General features: G+C 34.7%; 19 protein-coding genes, 1 tRNA gene and 1 pseudogene. 10 read left to right on the forward strand and 11 right to left on the reverse strand.

Translation table 11 applies throughout. From position 1 onward, the window contains the following. Positions 1-28: 28 nt before the first annotated feature. Entirely contained in the window at positions 29-1,495 is a 1,467-nt protein-coding gene (locus ACQH1X_RS05815) for a proton-conducting transporter membrane subunit (RefSeq protein WP_425385975.1), read from the reverse strand. Between the two features lie 64 nt (positions 1,496-1,559). Between ACQH1X_RS05815 and ACQH1X_RS05820 the strand changes: the two genes are divergently transcribed. From ACQH1X_RS05820 to virB9, 3 genes are all read left to right on the forward strand, one after another. Next, positions 1,560-1,874: an NADH-ubiquinone oxidoreductase subunit NDUFA12 family protein gene (locus ACQH1X_RS05820; RefSeq protein WP_064125427.1), complete on the forward strand. Its 315-nt coding sequence runs from the start codon at positions 1,560-1,562 to the stop codon at positions 1,872-1,874. Positions 1,875-1,876: 2 nt separating this feature from the next. Next, positions 1,877-2,332 carry an outer membrane lipid asymmetry maintenance protein MlaD gene (gene mlaD, locus ACQH1X_RS05825; RefSeq protein WP_182184055.1) on the forward strand — a complete coding sequence of 152 codons (456 nt, stop codon included), beginning with the start codon at positions 1,877-1,879 and terminating at the stop codon, positions 2,330-2,332. 187 nt (positions 2,333-2,519) lie between these two features. Further along, positions 2,520-3,305 carry a P-type conjugative transfer protein VirB9 gene (gene virB9 / locus ACQH1X_RS05830; RefSeq protein WP_425385976.1) on the forward strand — a complete coding sequence of 262 codons (786 nt, stop codon included), beginning with the start codon at positions 2,520-2,522 and terminating at the stop codon, positions 3,303-3,305. 14 nt (positions 3,306-3,319) lie between these two features. Here the strand turns inward: virB9 and ACQH1X_RS05835 are convergent, their stop codons facing one another. The 6 genes from ACQH1X_RS05835 to der form a co-directional block, all read right to left on the reverse strand. Continuing rightward, positions 3,320-3,916 (reverse strand): ribonuclease HII, encoded by a 597-nt coding sequence (locus ACQH1X_RS05835; RefSeq protein ID WP_010082329.1) that lies wholly within the window; start codon positions 3,914-3,916, stop codon positions 3,320-3,322. Between the two features lie 6 nt (positions 3,917-3,922). Beyond that, positions 3,923-4,903 carry a phospho-N-acetylmuramoyl-pentapeptide-transferase gene (gene mraY / locus ACQH1X_RS05840; RefSeq protein ID WP_425386678.1) on the reverse strand — a complete coding sequence of 327 codons (981 nt, stop codon included), beginning with the start codon at positions 4,901-4,903 and terminating at the stop codon, positions 3,923-3,925. A 42-nt stretch (positions 4,904-4,945) separates the two neighbouring features. After that, the gene (locus ACQH1X_RS05845; protein ID WP_425385977.1) at positions 4,946-5,173 is read right to left on the reverse strand and encodes a hypothetical protein; all 228 of its coding nucleotides are present in this window, start codon (positions 5,171-5,173) and stop codon (positions 4,946-4,948) included. A 169-nt stretch (positions 5,174-5,342) separates the two neighbouring features. Beyond that, positions 5,343-5,885 (reverse strand): demethoxyubiquinone hydroxylase family protein, encoded by a 543-nt coding sequence (locus ACQH1X_RS05850; protein ID WP_425385978.1) that lies wholly within the window; start codon positions 5,883-5,885, stop codon positions 5,343-5,345. Further along, positions 5,860-6,336 (reverse strand): disulfide bond formation protein B, encoded by a 477-nt coding sequence (locus tag ACQH1X_RS05855; protein WP_425385979.1) that lies wholly within the window; start codon positions 6,334-6,336, stop codon positions 5,860-5,862. The genes ACQH1X_RS05850 and ACQH1X_RS05855 overlap by 26 nt, the downstream gene beginning before the upstream one ends. Positions 6,337-6,387: 51 nt before the next feature. Next, positions 6,388-7,713 (reverse strand): ribosome biogenesis GTPase Der, encoded by a 1,326-nt coding sequence (gene der / locus ACQH1X_RS05860; protein WP_425385980.1) that lies wholly within the window; start codon positions 7,711-7,713, stop codon positions 6,388-6,390. A gap of 127 nt (positions 7,714-7,840) precedes the next feature. On the opposite strand from der, the gene ACQH1X_RS05865 reads away from it, so the two are divergent. Further along, positions 7,841-8,947 (forward strand): hypothetical protein, encoded by a 1,107-nt coding sequence (locus tag ACQH1X_RS05865; protein WP_425385981.1) that lies wholly within the window; start codon positions 7,841-7,843, stop codon positions 8,945-8,947. 118 nt (positions 8,948-9,065) lie between these two features. Further along, positions 9,066-10,583, forward strand: coding sequence for an acyl-CoA carboxylase subunit beta (locus ACQH1X_RS05870; RefSeq protein ID WP_425385982.1), 1,518 nt, complete (start codon positions 9,066-9,068; stop codon positions 10,581-10,583). 53 nt (positions 10,584-10,636) lie between these two features. On the opposite strand, the gene ACQH1X_RS05875 is transcribed toward ACQH1X_RS05870, so the two are convergent. Continuing rightward, a tRNA-Thr gene (locus tag ACQH1X_RS05875) sits at positions 10,637-10,709 on the reverse strand. Positions 10,710-10,729: 20 nt separating this feature from the next. On the opposite strand from ACQH1X_RS05875, the gene ACQH1X_RS05880 reads away from it, so the two are divergent. The 4 genes from ACQH1X_RS05880 (at position 10,730) to ACQH1X_RS05895 (ending at position 13,281) form a co-directional block, all read left to right on the forward strand. Further along, positions 10,730-10,873, forward strand: a complete 144-nt coding sequence (locus ACQH1X_RS05880; protein WP_265026127.1) for a hypothetical protein — start codon at positions 10,730-10,732, stop codon at positions 10,871-10,873. After that, a complete protein-coding gene (gene mutM / locus ACQH1X_RS05885) occupies positions 10,839-11,654 on the forward strand; it encodes a bifunctional DNA-formamidopyrimidine glycosylase/DNA-(apurinic or apyrimidinic site) lyase (protein ID WP_425385983.1) in 816 nt (271 codons plus the stop codon). Before ACQH1X_RS05880 ends, mutM begins: the two co-directional genes overlap by 35 nt. Before the next feature lie 16 nt (positions 11,655-11,670). Next, positions 11,671-12,264, forward strand: a complete 594-nt coding sequence (gene pdxH / locus ACQH1X_RS05890) for a pyridoxamine 5'-phosphate oxidase (RefSeq protein ID WP_425385984.1) — start codon at positions 11,671-11,673, stop codon at positions 12,262-12,264. A gap of 66 nt (positions 12,265-12,330) precedes the next feature. Next, entirely contained in the window at positions 12,331-13,281 is a 951-nt protein-coding gene (locus ACQH1X_RS05895) for an IS481 family transposase (RefSeq protein WP_425385985.1), read from the forward strand. Between the two features lie 17 nt (positions 13,282-13,298). On the opposite strand, the pseudogene ACQH1X_RS05900 reads toward ACQH1X_RS05895, so the two are convergent. From ACQH1X_RS05900 to ACQH1X_RS05910, 3 genes and pseudogenes are all read right to left on the reverse strand, one after another. Continuing rightward, a pseudogene (locus ACQH1X_RS05900) lies at positions 13,299-14,050 on the reverse strand (IS5 family transposase). 15 nt (positions 14,051-14,065) lie between these two features. Then, positions 14,066-14,566, reverse strand: a complete 501-nt coding sequence (locus tag ACQH1X_RS05905) for an IS630 family transposase (RefSeq protein WP_306794344.1) — start codon at positions 14,564-14,566, stop codon at positions 14,066-14,068. A gap of 10 nt (positions 14,567-14,576) precedes the next feature. After that, positions 14,577-14,924 carry an IS630 transposase-related protein gene (locus ACQH1X_RS05910; protein ID WP_425385784.1) on the reverse strand — a complete coding sequence of 116 codons (348 nt, stop codon included), beginning with the start codon at positions 14,922-14,924 and terminating at the stop codon, positions 14,577-14,579. Positions 14,925-15,095: 171 nt separating this feature from the next. Here ACQH1X_RS05910 and ACQH1X_RS05915 point away from each other — a divergent pair, with 171 nt between their 5' ends. Then, complete coding sequence (locus ACQH1X_RS05915) at positions 15,096-15,317, forward strand: phage tail baseplate protein (RefSeq protein WP_425385986.1); 222 nt, start codon at positions 15,096-15,098, stop codon at positions 15,315-15,317. Positions 15,318-15,324: the final 7 nt, after the last annotated feature.

Here is a 15,324-nt window from a genome sequence, read left to right on the forward strand (position 1 = left end):
ATAGTAAAATATGAAACAAAGATAAAAATCAAAAAACCAACTTCTCAACTACTAACCGAATTGAAGTGCTATATATTCCAGTTACTACTGTTAAAGCTGCCATAAATAATAGACAGAAAAGCATAGGAAATGGCACATCATTAATTTTGTCCGTTGTCATTCCAGTGCGTGACGTTGCATCATCTTCAAAATACATTTTCTCTACCATCTTCCACATATATATCAATGCAAGGAAAGAGCCAGCAGCAAATGTTACAAGGGAAATCCACGCATGAGATTCGATAATTGCTTTCATTATATACCACTTGCTTACAAAGCCATTTGTTAAAGGCACACCGATTAATGCTAAACTGAGTAGAGTGAACGCAAGTGCTGTATAAGGCATTGATTTCTTGAGTCCCGATAAATTCTCTATTTTTGTTGTATCAAATTTGTAAGAAATACATCCTGCAGCCATGAATAAAGATGTTTTTATTATGCTGTGGTTTACTATGTGAAGAATTGCTGCAAATACACCTGTTTTTGAGTTAAAACTCAGTGCTAAAATTATATAACCAATTTGGCTAATACTAGAGTGAGCAAACAGTCTTTTTATGTCTTTTGCGGTTATTGCAAATATCGACCCAAATACAATAGCGCAAAGTGCGAGGATAATTATCACATTGTCCAACAGCGGCTTAAACAAGAAAAAATTTTGTTGGAAAATGGTATAAAAGATTCTGATGAAAACATATATCATCACTTTAGTTACTGTGCCTGAAAAGAATATGCTAATGAAACTTGGTGCCTCACTATATGCATTAACCAGCCACCTGCTTAATGGAAATAGTGCCATTTTGATTGAGAGACCAACAAAAATGAACAATGTGCCAAGTTTTATGATGTTATTATCGTATAATGGCACTATTCTCTCAGCCATGTCAGACATATTGAGCGTTCCTGTCATGGAGTACAAAAGCCCGATGCCAAATAAATAAAATGTTGCGCCTATTGTTCCACTAATTAGATATTCAAATGCTGCAACTAGAGCTTTTTTATCCCTTCCCATTGAAACTAATACATAAGAAGAAAGAGATGAAATTTCCAAAAAAACATAAAGATTGAATATGTCGTTTGTTACTAAAATTCCGAATAGTCCGCTTAAGCACAACAGAAATAGAGAGTAAAAACCAGTGATTTTGTTTTTGCTAATTTCTTTTTCGTTAATATAAAAGCTATAAAGCACACTAATCAGCGCTATAAAATTCACCAAAGTTAGAATCAAGGAGTTTAACACGTCGATTCTTAACTCTATGCCGTACGGAGGAGCCCAATTTCCAAGGTGATAAGTTATAATCTCGCCTTTATATGTTTTAATGAGTAGTATCGATGAAATGATAAGAGTGATTGTTGTTGCAATAAAAGAAATAAACCAAGACACCTTGTGTTTCTTGGCAAGAAAGCAAAACATTGATGCAATTATTGGTATAATAACTTGTAAAATTGGTAATTGCATTAAATTGTTGTTAATATATCGTTAAAGTATTAGTATATATAATACTTTTTGTTTTAATACTCTTATGTTATCTAAAATTTGTAACGCAATAAAACGCCTATTACGAAGAGAAGATAAATTTGTAGGAAGAGATGAAAATGGAAATTCTTACTATGAATCAAGTAAAGGGAAAAGGTGGATTATGTATAGCAGTGTTTCTGAGCCTACAACAGTGCCTCCGGAATGGCATATATGGCTTCACTATACTGATAATGTAGTACCAGTTAATAATAAAAAAAGAAAAGTAAAACATACTCCTAATTTAACGGGTACAAAAGATGCATACTATCCAAACCAAAAAGTGAAAAATTACTATAAAAGCTGGAGTCCTGATAACTAAAGATGCGAAGGTCAAATATACTTGAAATAACCGCTGGATTATTTGTATTAGTTTTCACTATTTTTCTGATTTTCTTTGCTATTGATAAGCTATCTTACATAAAGAAAAACTATAAGGATTGCTATAAAATATATGGTCTTTTTGCTAACGCTAACGGTATAGGAGTTGGTGATAGTGTCAAGATCTCTGGTGTGGACGTTGGAAGCATAACTGGTGTATCACTTGACAAAGCTACCTACATAGCACGAATCGATATGTGCGTAAGCCGAGATATAAAGTTGCCAGTTGATAGCTCAGCTCTGATCACTAGCAGTGGAGTTGTTGGTAGTAAATTTGTTAATATATCACCTGGATCAGATATTAAACTAATCTTGCACGGTGGTAAAATAGAGTATACTCAAGCTGAAGCAAATATGGGTGGAATAATGGACAGAATTCTTGGTATGTTTACGAAGTGAAAATGGCAGGATTCCAAGTATATCCGTTCAGGTGAAGCCTCCTGTAGTTCTAAAGTATTTAAGGAATTTGCCTTATTTCTTGCCTTTTCTACCCCTTGCTAACCTATAATTGGGGTTTATAGTACAGCTTAACAGTTGCAGTGCATGTCTATCAATGATAAAATGAAGATTAATTTATTTTGATATTATGGTTGGTTTACTGTTTGCCGTACTGTTGTTTTTTTGTGGTAGTGATGCACTTGCAAAACAGGAGCCACGTTCAATAGCTGGAGATAATCACATAAAGGTAATAAATTATAACCCACAAGCTATACATAAGTATACGGGTTTTTATGGTTATCAATCCAGCATATTGTTTGAACCAGGGGAGGTAATACAAAACCTTTCAATGGGTGATTCAACTGGTTGGCAACTCCTTCCTCAAGGTAACAGATTGTTTATTAAGCCTATAGATGATATTGCCGATACTAACGCAACTATAATTACCAATAAAAGAGTTTATTACTTTGAACTTCATGCTGAAGAAGCAACTGGACTAGATGATCCAAAATTAGCATATGAAGTAAGGTTTCTTTATCCATTATTTAGCAGTGATGAGATTTACACAACAAATAACGGCGATATCTTCGAACAAGCTAGTCATACCATTATTCCTGATATAAACGACATTGAAGTTGTAAAGAAGGGCTTAAATTTTAATTATTCCATCTCGCACGTTAAAGGCAGTCAGTCAATAATACCAATTAAAGTTTTTGATGACGGAAAATTTACATATTTACAATTCAATAAAACAAACTCTGATTTCCCGGCAGTTTTTATGGTTGATTCTGCAGGGTATGAGTCTTTAGTAAACTTCCGTACAGCTGACAACTACCTGATAATCGAAAGGGTGAGTTCAGTGTTTACCTTAAGGAATGGATCAAGTACAGTTTGCCTATTTAATGAAAACATGCCTTTCAAAAAAGGTAAGTGATTACTATCTAAAGGCTATAATGCCCGAGATATGGGTGCAAAGTTTTTTCTATGATGTTCTGTAATTCCATAAAGGCCAATAGCGTTAAGGTGCTCTTTTGTCCCATATCCTTTATTTTTATACCAATTATATTCAGGATGCTTATTGTGCAATTCTTGCATAAGCCGATCTCTCGTAACTTTTGCAACGATTGAAGCTGCTGCAATTGATGTACTCAAATTATCACCATTTACTATGGATTTCACTTGCCATTTCACTTCAGGTGGTTGATTACCATCAACTAGCACATAATCTAATTCTAGGTCCAGGTCTATCAACGCACGTTTCATTGAAAGTTTTGTTGCTTGCAAGATATTGTATGAATTTATTTCTTCTACGCTTGCCATTCCTATACCAAATTTTGCAACGGATGTTATTTTTTCATATAGGACTTGCCTACATTGAGGAGTCAACTTTTTCGAGTCGTTGATTCCATCAATAATTGTATTTCTATCAATAAACACTACGGCTGCGGATATTACTGGACCAGCTAGCGGACCTCTTCCAACTTCATCCACTCCTGCTATCACTCCTGATAATTTATTTTCTAATGTAAAGTCTGGGTATTTCATAGGTTTTTATAATAAGAAAGTTATAGTAAAAACTGAACAGATAATAGAAATTATCCAAAATTTCATAACGATTACATTTTCTGACCATCCCTTCTTCTCAAAGTGATGATGTATTGGTGCCATAAGAAAAACTCTTTTTCCTTCTCCATATTTAAACTTTGTATATTTAAAATATGATATCTGAATAATTACAGATAGAGTCTCTATTACAAAGATTATTCCAATAACGGCAAAAAGCATTTCTCTTTTAATTAGGACACTAGTTAACCCTAAAGCTGCGCCTACCGACAAGCTACCAACATCACCCATAAATATTTTTGCTGGATGTGTGTTAAACCACAAAAAACTTAGAATAGCTCCTATAAATGCAATGCAGAATAAAGTAATATTCATATCTGCTTGAGTTATGTATGCAATTAGCCCCAAAAAAGCAAAGGAAGTGATGACTTGAGTTGCAGCAAGGCCATCCAAACCATCTGTGAGATTCACAGCATTAGAAGAGCCGACAATTACAAACGCAGCGAATGGGACATATAGATAGCCAAAATCAATTATTACTCCTTTAAATAGGGACGTTTTTGTAAAACCTTCAGCAGAGTATAGCTTAAGTATAAACACACCAACCAGAGCAACAATAAACTGAATAAGTATTTTGGTTTTTGCACTTAAACCTCGATGGTGATTTGTCTTCAATTTTAAATAATCATCAATAAATCCAAGTAGAGCAAAAAATAGAGTTGTCAATATCAGCAGCAAGATTTCTGGTGTTAACTGAGCCCAGAGTAAAATTGGTAATAAAGAAGAAATCAGTATTATTATTCCGCCCATAGGTGGTACATTCTTTTTTGTTATTAAATGACTTTCTGGTCCACGTGATCTAATTGGTTGCCCATCTTTACTTATTTTTTTTAGAAGCTTTATAAAATAGGGAAAAAGAATAAATCCAAAAACAAATGAGGTAAAAAATATTTTTGTAGCTAAGATCATCTGCTTATTTAATTGACTAAGTATCATACCATCTGGGTAAGGTCAATAATCATCTCCTGCTTTTTCTAGCTTTAATTGTAGTCCTTGAGATAAATTGGTTAGTACGCCGTTCATCGGATTGTGTCTAAAGTTAGATATGACAAAATGATCCTTATCGAAAACGTAAGATGTGAAAGGTAAGTTAATTCTTTCTTCGTTATTTATTTTGACAGCTACGAGCTTACTTCTACCATCACAAGCAGTATCTCCTGGTTCTAAATTAAAACGCACTTTTGCCTCCTTTGCGGTCTATACTTTAATGTAGTTAGTTTACAAACACTAATTATTTATTAATAATGGTGATATGAAAATATAGTTATAAAATAATTGTTACACTTGAATTTCTTCCTGATTTCTGCTGTCATCAGAACATTTAAAACACTTTAAGAAAGCTGCTTAGTTAAATTAACTTGGACAAGCAAATAGCAGCTTTGCAGCCTGTTTTTATGAATGAAGATAAAATGTTGTAGCCAAATGCACTTTCAGCATTGTGCTGAATTGCAATATCTCTGTGCTCTAACTCCTCGTCGCGAAATTTACTTATAGTTTCTCTTAATTCCCCATCTTCTAAATGTGAAACTTGCTCTTTGTAGTGCTCCCCTATAACTTCTTCAACTGCAGCAGTGCAAGCCATAGCAGCTTTTTTGCCCATAATGGCAGTTGCAACGCCAAGTGACACTCCTAAAACACGCCAAACTGGCAACAAAACAGTAGGACGAACTTTTTGCTCTTTAATTTTCTCATTAAAATAGTGAAAATGCTTTTTTTCCTGCTCTTCCATTTCAATTATTTCATTGATTATAGAAGATTTTTTAAGAATAAATTTTTGACCAGAATAAATGCAAATAGCTCCATATTCTCCAGCATGATTTACTCTAATTGCCTGTTGCAAGAACTGATTGTTGCTGCACCTTAAATTATTTAGATTTCTTTCTTTCTCCACAATATATTTTACCCAGTACAAATAGAGTCGCTATGAGATAAATTAAATTCCATGTTGCTAAGGAAACACCTAGAACGTAATGAGGTCTGTCACAAGATGGAGAGTAATTAGGATTTAGTAGATTATTTCTGAGCTCTTCTATACTAACGTTACCACTTGCTTGCTCTGTACAACCTAAAACATCATGAAATAAGTGGAGTTCAAGACCTACATGATAAAAAGATATTACTGCACCTATGAGGTAGCTGCAAAACATTGCATAGATTAGAATTTTGTTGTCTTTAAGCATGCATACTACTGCAAGTAACCCTGCGACATAGTAAACTACCCGCTCGTATATACATAACTTGCATGGCAGCATATTGAAAAAATATTCTAGCACATATGCAAAAATTAGAGCAAAAGCACTTGATAGCAGAAAGATTGTAGGAATTCTGGAGTTATTACACACGACTTTAAGTAAATTATTATAGAAGACCCCTGAAAGTATAAAGTAGAGTATTCATTTTGCATAGGGGTTTTTATTTTTTTTCAAAAGTAATCTGACTGGCACGCCTTCAGCAAAGAAATTTTTTCTAAGGTCATTAATTAAATAGCGTTTGTAACTTTCATCAACACTTTCAGGTATGTTACATATCAAAGAAAAAGCTGGAGGTTTAGTACCAATTTGAGCGATATACTTCATTTTAACTGCTTTGCCTTTTACAAGCGGGTGAGAGTGCCTATCTAAAGCATCAATTAGCCACTTATTCAGTTTTGCAGTGCTGATCTTCTTGTTCAAAGATTCACTCACTTCAAGACACTTATCTATCACATCACCGCAGCGCATGCCTTTTAACGCAGAAATTGTTATAGTTGACACTCCCAAGAATAACCGAGTCACTTCCTGTTGTTTGACAAATTTTATTAACTTACTTCTGTCATCTTTATTTATTAAATCCCACTTATTTAAAACAACGATAATCCCCTTTCCTCCTTTGATTGCAGCTTCACCAATTGATAAATCCTGCTGCTCAATACCAAGTAGGGAGTCTAGCATTAAAACTACCACATGAGAGCGCTTGATTGATTCCATGCTTTTCTCAACAAATCTTGATTCTAATTTATCTGTAACATTAGCCTTTCTGCGGATTCCTGCGGTATCGATGAGAGTAATTAGCTTTCCATTATGATCGTATACAATATCTAAAGAATCACGTGTTGTGCCTGGCTCTGAATTCACTATTACTCTGTTTTCTGTAAGCAAGCTGTTTAAAAAAGTTGATTTTCCGACATTTGGACGACCGATGATTGCAATTCTAAGTCTGCTGGATTCATTTTCAAGTAGTTCAGTGTCCTCATTTAAATCTTCAATAACACCAGCTAGTACATCATAAAGATCAACCATACCAAGATTATGTTCGGCAGAGATGTATACCGGGCCAAGAAAATCAAAAAACTGCAAATAATCAACATTTTCGGATTTATGACTCTCACATTTATTTGCTATGAGGATTACAGGTTTATTCATTTTTCTCTTCAGCCACTTTGCAAATTCTTTATTCTGCTCATTCTGCACTTTTGCATCAACAAGAAAGAAAATGACATCTGCACTCAATAAAGAAAATTCTATTTGCTCAATAACTTGCAGTGAAAAATTAGTTTGGTCGTTCCATCCTCCTGTATCTATAACTTTAAACTCCAAATCGCTAATTCTGCCTATTCCCTCTCGCCTATCCCTTGTCACTCCTGGAATATTACTAACTACTGCCGCTTTTCTTCCCACCAACCTATTAAAAAGAGTTGATTTTCCGGCATTTGGTAGGCCTACTATAGCGATTTTTAGCATAATTCAAGGGCATGTTCTATATGAAGTAAATTATAACCGAAACTTTTCAATTTAACTATTGACTTTGTAGATCACGTAAGTACACTACAATAAGAAATTTTTATTTCATTATGTGAAAGGGGGAGTTATGTTAGGGCTAGAGCAAGTACAGAGTTTAGATAATAAAGAATTAGGACAACAAGGGTCACAAAAGCGTTCATATAGAAGTATAGAACGTCCAGAAAAGACAGATGAATTCCTATTAAGTAGGACATTATATAAACAAATTGAGAGAGAGAAGCGGAAAAAGATCCTAAAGCGAGTAGAAGATATAGAAGAAAAATATAAAGTGTTTTCTGATAGTCAGGCTGTGGGAAAAATGGTTGACGAATTACTAGAAATTGTAAAGCTTGCATATCAGGACCAAATTATGTTTGGTATGCCGTATGGTTTGGTGCATGGTATACTATCTAATGAAGAAAAAGAACGAACAGCAAAAGAAATATCACTGATAGGGCACTTGATAAAAAATGTAGACCTAATCAAAAGACAAAATTTAAGCCTTGAAAATAGTGAAAAAGAAAAATTGGATTCTCTTTGCTCAGAGATAACTAATTTAATTTCAACAGGCACGTATGTGAGTAAAGAAATCTTGGATTCGTGCAACAATACACCAATAGATTCGGCTCTAAAAGAAAAGCGTAACAGCTACTTATTGAGCCTAGAGAAAGTTGTGTGTGACAGTATTGAAAATGACAAAAAAGAAGGAGTTGTAGTAGAAAGAGATAATAGATTTTATTGCGTAAAATGCCCAGAAGAAAGTGTTATAACTCCTGCGAAGTTTATGAATTCTCCGGGATTTAAGGACTTAGAATATGGTGCATTGCAAATGGGAGAAGGAGATAATATAATTCGGCTACGAAATGGGCAATATCATGATATGAAAGGCAGAGTAAAAATGACTTTTAAAGTTGGTAATGAGAAGCTTGAGATGGTTTTGTTCTCTAAAAAAGCTCATGAACCTGAAAACAACGCATTAGATTTTGGTACAATAATGGTGTATATGGATGATAAAAATTGTGAAATTTTCTTAAAGCACTATGAAATACTAAAAGGGCAACCACGTATAGAAAGAATTGTTGATAGGGCTAAAAGTTTTGTCGAAGAGAAAAACGGAAAACAAAGTGAGCCATTTAGTGTTCTGGAAGAAGTCAGTGCATTCAAGTGCACTAACTGCGGTCATCATCCCTCTTAGGCTAAAGTTCTAACAATCATAATACATACACTGTTGCCACATGCAATAGTGTATGTATATAGTAGTAGAGTTTGTAAACTTAATAAAGTTACAACCAATTTAAAAACTACTTTATCGTATGCAAGACTTTAAAATACTAGAAAATCTAAAAACCAAAACACTAGAAGCTGAAAAAGGAGGCGGTTCTAACAGAATCAATAAACAACACGAAAAAGGGAAATTAACTACTAGAGAAAGGCTCAGTGTATTACTCGATGAAAATTCGTTTGAGGAATACGATAAATTCGTGAAGCATCACGTAGCTGATTTTGGCATGCAAAATGCTAATTTTTTAGGTGATGGAGTAGTGATTGGTCATGGTACTATTTATGGCAGAAAAGTTTTTGTTTACTCGCAAGATTTTACTGTCTTTGGTGGGTCACTTGGTGCGTCACATGCAAAAAAAATATGCAAAATTATGGATATGGCAATTAATGCTAGAGTTCCTGTAATTGGGCTAAATGACTCTGGTGGAGCCAGAATTCAGGAGGGAGTAAATTCTCTTGCTGGTTATGGAGAAATTTTTCAAAGAAACGTAAATGCATCGGGTGTTATACCACAAATCTCTTTAATCATGGGGCCATGTGCTGGTGGTGCAGTTTATTCCCCAGCATTAACTGACTTTACTTTCATGGTGAAAAACAGTTCATATATGTTTATAACCGGACCAGATGTAGTAAAAAAGGTTACCTACGAAGATGTAAGTTTCGAAGACCTTGGTGGAGCAAAAATTCATACAAGCAAAACAGGAGTAGCGGATTTTGCATTCAATAATGATGTTGAAATGCTGCTAAAAATGCGTGAATTCTTTACTTTCTTACCAGCAAATAATCAAGAATCACCAAAATCTGCACCAATCTGCAATGACATCGATGAATCCTTAAACACTCTAATTCCTACCAATCCTAATACTCCTTATGATATGTATGAACTCATTGAAAAAGTTTGTGATGGAAGGAAATTTTTTGAGTTAAAACCTGACTTTGCTCGTAATATCATAATTGGTTTTGGTAGAATTGGAGGAAATACTGTTGGTATTGTTGCAAATCAACCTATGCACCTTGCAGGATGTTTGGATATTGATTCTTCAAGAAAAGCTGCAAGGTTTGTAAGGTTTTGTGACGCATTTAACATTCCGATCATCACACTTATTGATGTTCCAGGATTTCTGCCGGGTACAAATCAAGAATACAATAATATAATACAACACGGAGCGAAACTGCTTTACGCTTACGCTGAAGCGACCGTGCCGAAAATTAGCCTTATCACTAGAAAAGCGTATGGTGGTGCATACATTGTTATGAATTCAAAACATCTAAAAGGTGATATAAATTATGCCTGGCCAACTGCTGAAATAGCTGTGATGGGCCCTGAAAGTGCAGTTGAGATTATATTTCGATACGAAAAAGATCAGCAAACACTGATTAAAGAGTATAAAGAAAAATTTGCTAATCCATTTTTTGCTGCATCATATGGATACATTGATGACATTATAGTGCCAAGTAAAACAAGGCATCACTTTTGTAAAGCATTAGAGCTACTCAAAAACAAGAAAGTAGAAAGGATATGGAAAAAGCATGACAACTTACCTCTGTAACTTTCTTCTAAGCCTTGCTTACAAGTTATGCAATATTATAAGTGTAATCAGTGTGCCGTTACCAAGACTCGAACTTGGGACCTCGTCATTACCAATGACGTACTCTACCACCTGAGCTATAACGGCAGGATTTATATATAATGATAATGAATAATATAAAAAAGAATAAGGAAAAAGAAGAGGAGAAAAAAAGATTAGCGAAAGCTTTAAAGCAAAATATTTTGAAAAGAAAAAAGCAGCAACAGAGTAGACAAGATGCCAGAACTACCGGAAGTGGAAGTAATCTCTAACTTCTTGCTTGATAAAATTAAAAACAAGCAAATTAGTAATGTTATAGTTAATAATTGGAATTTACGTGCCCCAATAACAAAAAATATTGATGATATGCTAAAGGGCAAAGTCATACGCAACATCAAGCGTAGAGGTAAGTATACGATCTGGAATACAGATGGCAGTATGGCTGTAATCATACATCTTGGCATGAGTGGAAAGCTTATATATGCTGACCACGATCAAGTGAAGAATAAACATGATCATGTGGTATTTTTCTTTTCTGATAATACTTCAATAATCTTTAATGATCCAAGAAGATTTGGATTAGTTATTATTTTAAGCAAAGAACAAGAAATAAATTTTTTTGATGGTTTTGGAATAGAGCCCCTCACGGATGAATTCAGTGGAGACTATTTACAGGAGTTGCTGAAAAACAAAAAAGTGAATATCAAATCAGCATTAATGGACAATAAATTAATAGTTGGCGTAGGCAATATATATGCTTCTGAAAGTTTGTTTAGAGCCCGCATATCACCACTCAGGTCAGCAAAAGACTTGACCTATAGAGAGTGCGAAAAACTTGCTGCTGAAATAAAAAATACTCTGAGTGATGCAATTGCTGCAGGCGGTTCAACACTGAAAGATTATGCACAGCCATCTGGATCTGCTGGATACTTTCAAAATAACTTTTACGTATATGGTAAAGTTCAAAAACCTTGCAAAATCTGCAACAATATCATAACACTTATACGACAAAATGGCCGTAGCACTTATTTCTGCAACGTATGTCAGAATTAAGATTTTATTTTTGAATATGACATTTTTACCTGAAAAAGATCCTATTAACTTGTTTTCAAAGTGGTATGAAGCAGTACTTAATTCTCCGTGTAAACAACCAACTGCAATGACGCTAGCAACTTGTAGCAAAGACTGCATTCCATCTGCAAGAGTGGTATTACTAAAGGAATATAGCAAAGAAGGTTTTGTGTTTTTCACTAACGTAAACAGTAAAAAAGGGAAAGAATTGACTGAGAACCCCAAAGCTGCGTTAGTGTTTCATTGGATAGAATTTGCTAGGCAAGTACGAATTGAAGGAGAGGTTAAACTTCTAAACGATGAAAGAACTGACAAATACTTCTCTTCTCGAGCGCGCGATAGTCAAATTAGCGCATGGTGCTCAAAACAATCGAGCATTCTGAAAGATTGGCAAGATTTTGAGCAAGCTATAAAATTGAAGGAAAAAGAATTTTACAATATACAAGTTTCTCGTCCTGACTTTTGGGTGGGATTTTGCGTAATCCCAAAAGTAATTGAATTTTGGCAAGAAGGTGAATATAGGAGACACACTAGGTTTAGATATACTCTTGTTGAGGGAAGCGATTGGAAAATAGAACAACTATATCCCTAGGTGTACAGTCCTAGAGTGTGATGGTATGATAAAATATGAGAAAAAAATACCATCAAAGGAGGAGTTATGGGACAAATATTACATGGGTGCGCCAAAACAACACAGACGATTCGTAGAGCAATACAAAATAGAAAAGAGAGCATAGCAAAACTCTCCAAGCATTATAACCTTAATCCAAAAACTATTATTAAGTGGAGAAAACGTTCATTTACGAAAGATGCTGATATGGGTCCAAAGCATCCAAGATCGACTGTTTTAACGCTAGAAGAGGAAGCTATAATAGTTACATTTCGCAAGTATACACTACTGCCACTAGATGATTGCCTTTACGCTCTGCAGTCTACAATTCCGCATTTGACTCGCTCTAGCTTGCATCGTTGTTTACAAAGACACAACATTAGCAGATTACCAACTGTTGATGGAGAAGTTAAGTCAAAAAAGAAATTCAAACAATATCCTATCGGTTACTTTCATATTGATATTGCTGAAGTTAGAACTGAGGAGGGCAAATTACATTTGTTTGTTGCTATTGATAGGACATCCAAATTTACCTATGTTGAGTTGCGTAACAGTGCTACAAAACCCATAGCTGCTGAGTTCTTACGTAATTTGATTAGAATTTTACCGTATAAAATCCATACTATTTTGACAGATAACGGTATACAATTTACAAACCAGAAGCGTCATAAGTATGCTTTCCAACACATATTTAATAGAGTTTGCGAAGAGAATGTTATTGAACATCGTTTGACAAAAGTTAGCCATCCTTGGACAAATGGGCAAGTTGAGCGTATGAATAAAACTTTAAAGGATGCTACAGTTAAGAAGTATTACTATCAATCGCACCAGCAACTTAAAGAACACCTTTATAACTTTGTTATGGCTTATAATTATGCAAAGAGACTCAAAACTCTTAAGGGTCTTACTCCTTATGAATTTATATGTTATCAGTGGACACAGTCTCCAGAATTATTTATACTAAATCCACACCATCACACTCTGGGACCATACACCTAGGCTCTGTGGACAAAATTTTAGAGAAGCCATACAAGAGCCCCGACAAAATTTAGAAAACCCATAAAAACCTCAGCCGTTTTATCGAATCTGGAAAAAATACGCCTAAAGTTCTTAATTTTACCGAAAAACACTCAATTAAATGACGCTCTTTATAAATGTGTTTATCGTAACCCCTCTGCACTTTTCGATTACGCTTCGGAGGAATAACTGCTGTACATCCCTTGCTTTCAAGACTCGTAACAAAAGCATTGCTGTCATAGCCTTTATCAGCCACTACAGTGGTATTATAGACACTTTCAGTTAATGTTGCTGCTTGTGTAATCTCATTTCTTTGACCAGGGGTCAGAGTAAATTTAAGTGGATTTCCAAGTGCATCGACAAGCGCATGTATTTTAGTTGTAAAGCCACCTTTGCTCCTCCCTAAAGCTTCTTGATCCTTGGAGTTTTTTGTATATCCAGATGAACATGGATGGGCTCGGATGATCGTACCGTCGATTATAGCAACTTCTAAATCAGGCTCTTGTTTAGTATATTCAAGCAATTTTTCCCAGACATCTCTTTCACACCATCTTTTAAATCGCTTATGTATACTCCTGTAATTACCATAAGTTTTTGGTAAAAGTCTCCATTGGCAACCACTTCGGACTATGTACCACACTGCCTCTATGAATATTCTTAAACGTTTTTCATCTTTGCTATGCATTCCTTTTACGCTTTTTATGAACTCTAAAATTTGTTTCCAATTTTCCTCTTTGATGTAATATTGCATATGGTATAGTATTTTCTAAAATGAATGATAAATTTCCATTATGGTATTACCAACCAAAAGTTGTAAGTCTGTACATTTATACATTAGAGGTCTGAGGCGGCTTTTGATGGTATGCCAACAGTGTTCTATGGGATTCAAATCTGGTGAATATGTTGGAAGATACAGCACATGACAGCCAAAAGACTCTATTAATGATTTTGTTTTAGTGGTCTTATGAAATGTAGCATTATCCATAACTATGGTTGTGCCAAGTGGCAATTTAGGTAATAACATCTTCTCCAACCATATATTGAATACCTCTTTGTCACACCCACCTTTGAAAGTCATTGGTGCAATAAATCTCATTCCAATCCACCCGGCTACTATACTGATTCTCTCTCGAGTTCTCCCTGGAATATCTGCATAAATTTTCTTTCCTCTTGGAGCACGTCCATATTCTCGGTATAATTTATTATCAACTCCTGCTTCATCTATATATAAGATGCTGGAATGGTCTATTTTTGAGATTTTATCAATAAACTGCTGCCTATCTTCTTGATTGCGCTCTTGATATAGTGTGACTTTTTTTTAAAGTAATTTTTAGCTGTTTTAGTCTATACCAAATTGAATTTATTCCAAATCCAAGATTTTGTTTCATCTCTGCCAGAGTATGATCTGGATTCTTTGTAACATATTCTTCGAGTATTTTTGGGTCTATTTTTCGAATAAAGCTGCCGTTTTTAGATGGCTTGAGGCTTTCACCAGCAGCTTTCTTTTTTAACCAGCGGTACAAAGTTGCTATTCCTATCTCCAGAAGCTCTGCCACCTCAACCTTCTTCTTCCCTTTTCCTATCATCGATATTGCCTTTTCTCTTAAATCCACACTATACGCCATTATAACCCAAATACCTTATTATACCTTTATCATTTACTTTGGGAAATACTATAGTTTCTCCATTTTTTACCTATTAAGCTAAACTACCATCTTTTTCTCTCTTTTCATATTTTTTGTCCACAGAGCCTAGGAATTATCGATTCAAATTCAGCATTAATCGGAAAAGAGATAGTGAAATTCCAGAGTACTGAACTCATAGATAAAAATAAATATAAGCTTAGCAACCTAATTAGAGGGCAAGAAGGTACTAAAGACACCGCAGGTGAAAAATTTGTTCTACTTGATGATTCAATAATATCTTTCGAAGTGCAAAGGGGAAAAAAGTTTTACCTAAAAGCAGTGACTTATGGTGACTCGCTGGAAAATACGGAAGCGAAGGTCCTAAACAATTGATGCTCAG

It is taken from the genome of Wolbachia endosymbiont (group A) of Barypeithes pellucidus (assembly GCF_964030885.1).
GTDB lineage: Bacteria > Pseudomonadota > Alphaproteobacteria > Rickettsiales > Anaplasmataceae > Wolbachia.

What these genes read in the sequence shown, in the direction of transcription:
- ACQH1X_RS05880 (WP_265026127.1), top strand. Translation starts at nt 10,730, where the DNA reads ATGAATAATATAAAAAAGAATAAGGAAAAAGAAGAGGAGAAAAAAAGA.
- mutM (WP_425385983.1), top strand. Translation starts at nt 10,839, where the DNA reads ATGCCAGAACTACCGGAAGTGGAAGTAATCTCTAACTTCTTGCTTGAT.
- ACQH1X_RS05865 (WP_425385981.1), top strand. Translation starts at nt 7,841, where the DNA reads ATGTTAGGGCTAGAGCAAGTACAGAGTTTAGATAATAAAGAATTAGGA.
- mraY (WP_425386678.1), bottom strand. Translation starts at nt 4,903, where the DNA reads ATGATCTTAGCTACAAAAATATTTTTTACCTCATTTGTTTTTGGATTT.
- ACQH1X_RS05820 (WP_064125427.1), top strand. Translation starts at nt 1,560, where the DNA reads ATGTTATCTAAAATTTGTAACGCAATAAAACGCCTATTACGAAGAGAA.
- der (WP_425385980.1), bottom strand. Translation starts at nt 7,713, where the DNA reads ATGCTAAAAATCGCTATAGTAGGCCTACCAAATGCCGGAAAATCAACT.
- ACQH1X_RS05910 (WP_425385784.1), bottom strand. Translation starts at nt 14,924, where the DNA reads ATGGCGTATAGTGTGGATTTAAGAGAAAAGGCAATATCGATGATAGGA.
- mlaD (WP_182184055.1), top strand. Translation starts at nt 1,877, where the DNA reads ATGCGAAGGTCAAATATACTTGAAATAACCGCTGGATTATTTGTATTA.
- ACQH1X_RS05835 (WP_010082329.1), bottom strand. Translation starts at nt 3,916, where the DNA reads ATGAAATACCCAGACTTTACATTAGAAAATAAATTATCAGGAGTGATA.
- ACQH1X_RS05895 (WP_425385985.1), top strand. Translation starts at nt 12,331, where the DNA reads ATGGGACAAATATTACATGGGTGCGCCAAAACAACACAGACGATTCGT.
- ACQH1X_RS05870 (WP_425385982.1), top strand. Translation starts at nt 9,066, where the DNA reads ATGCAAGACTTTAAAATACTAGAAAATCTAAAAACCAAAACACTAGAA.
- pdxH (WP_425385984.1), top strand. Translation starts at nt 11,671, where the DNA reads ATGACATTTTTACCTGAAAAAGATCCTATTAACTTGTTTTCAAAGTGG.
- ACQH1X_RS05815 (WP_425385975.1), bottom strand. Translation starts at nt 1,495, where the DNA reads ATGCAATTACCAATTTTACAAGTTATTATACCAATAATTGCATCAATG.
- virB9 (WP_425385976.1), top strand. Translation starts at nt 2,520, where the DNA reads ATGGTTGGTTTACTGTTTGCCGTACTGTTGTTTTTTTGTGGTAGTGAT.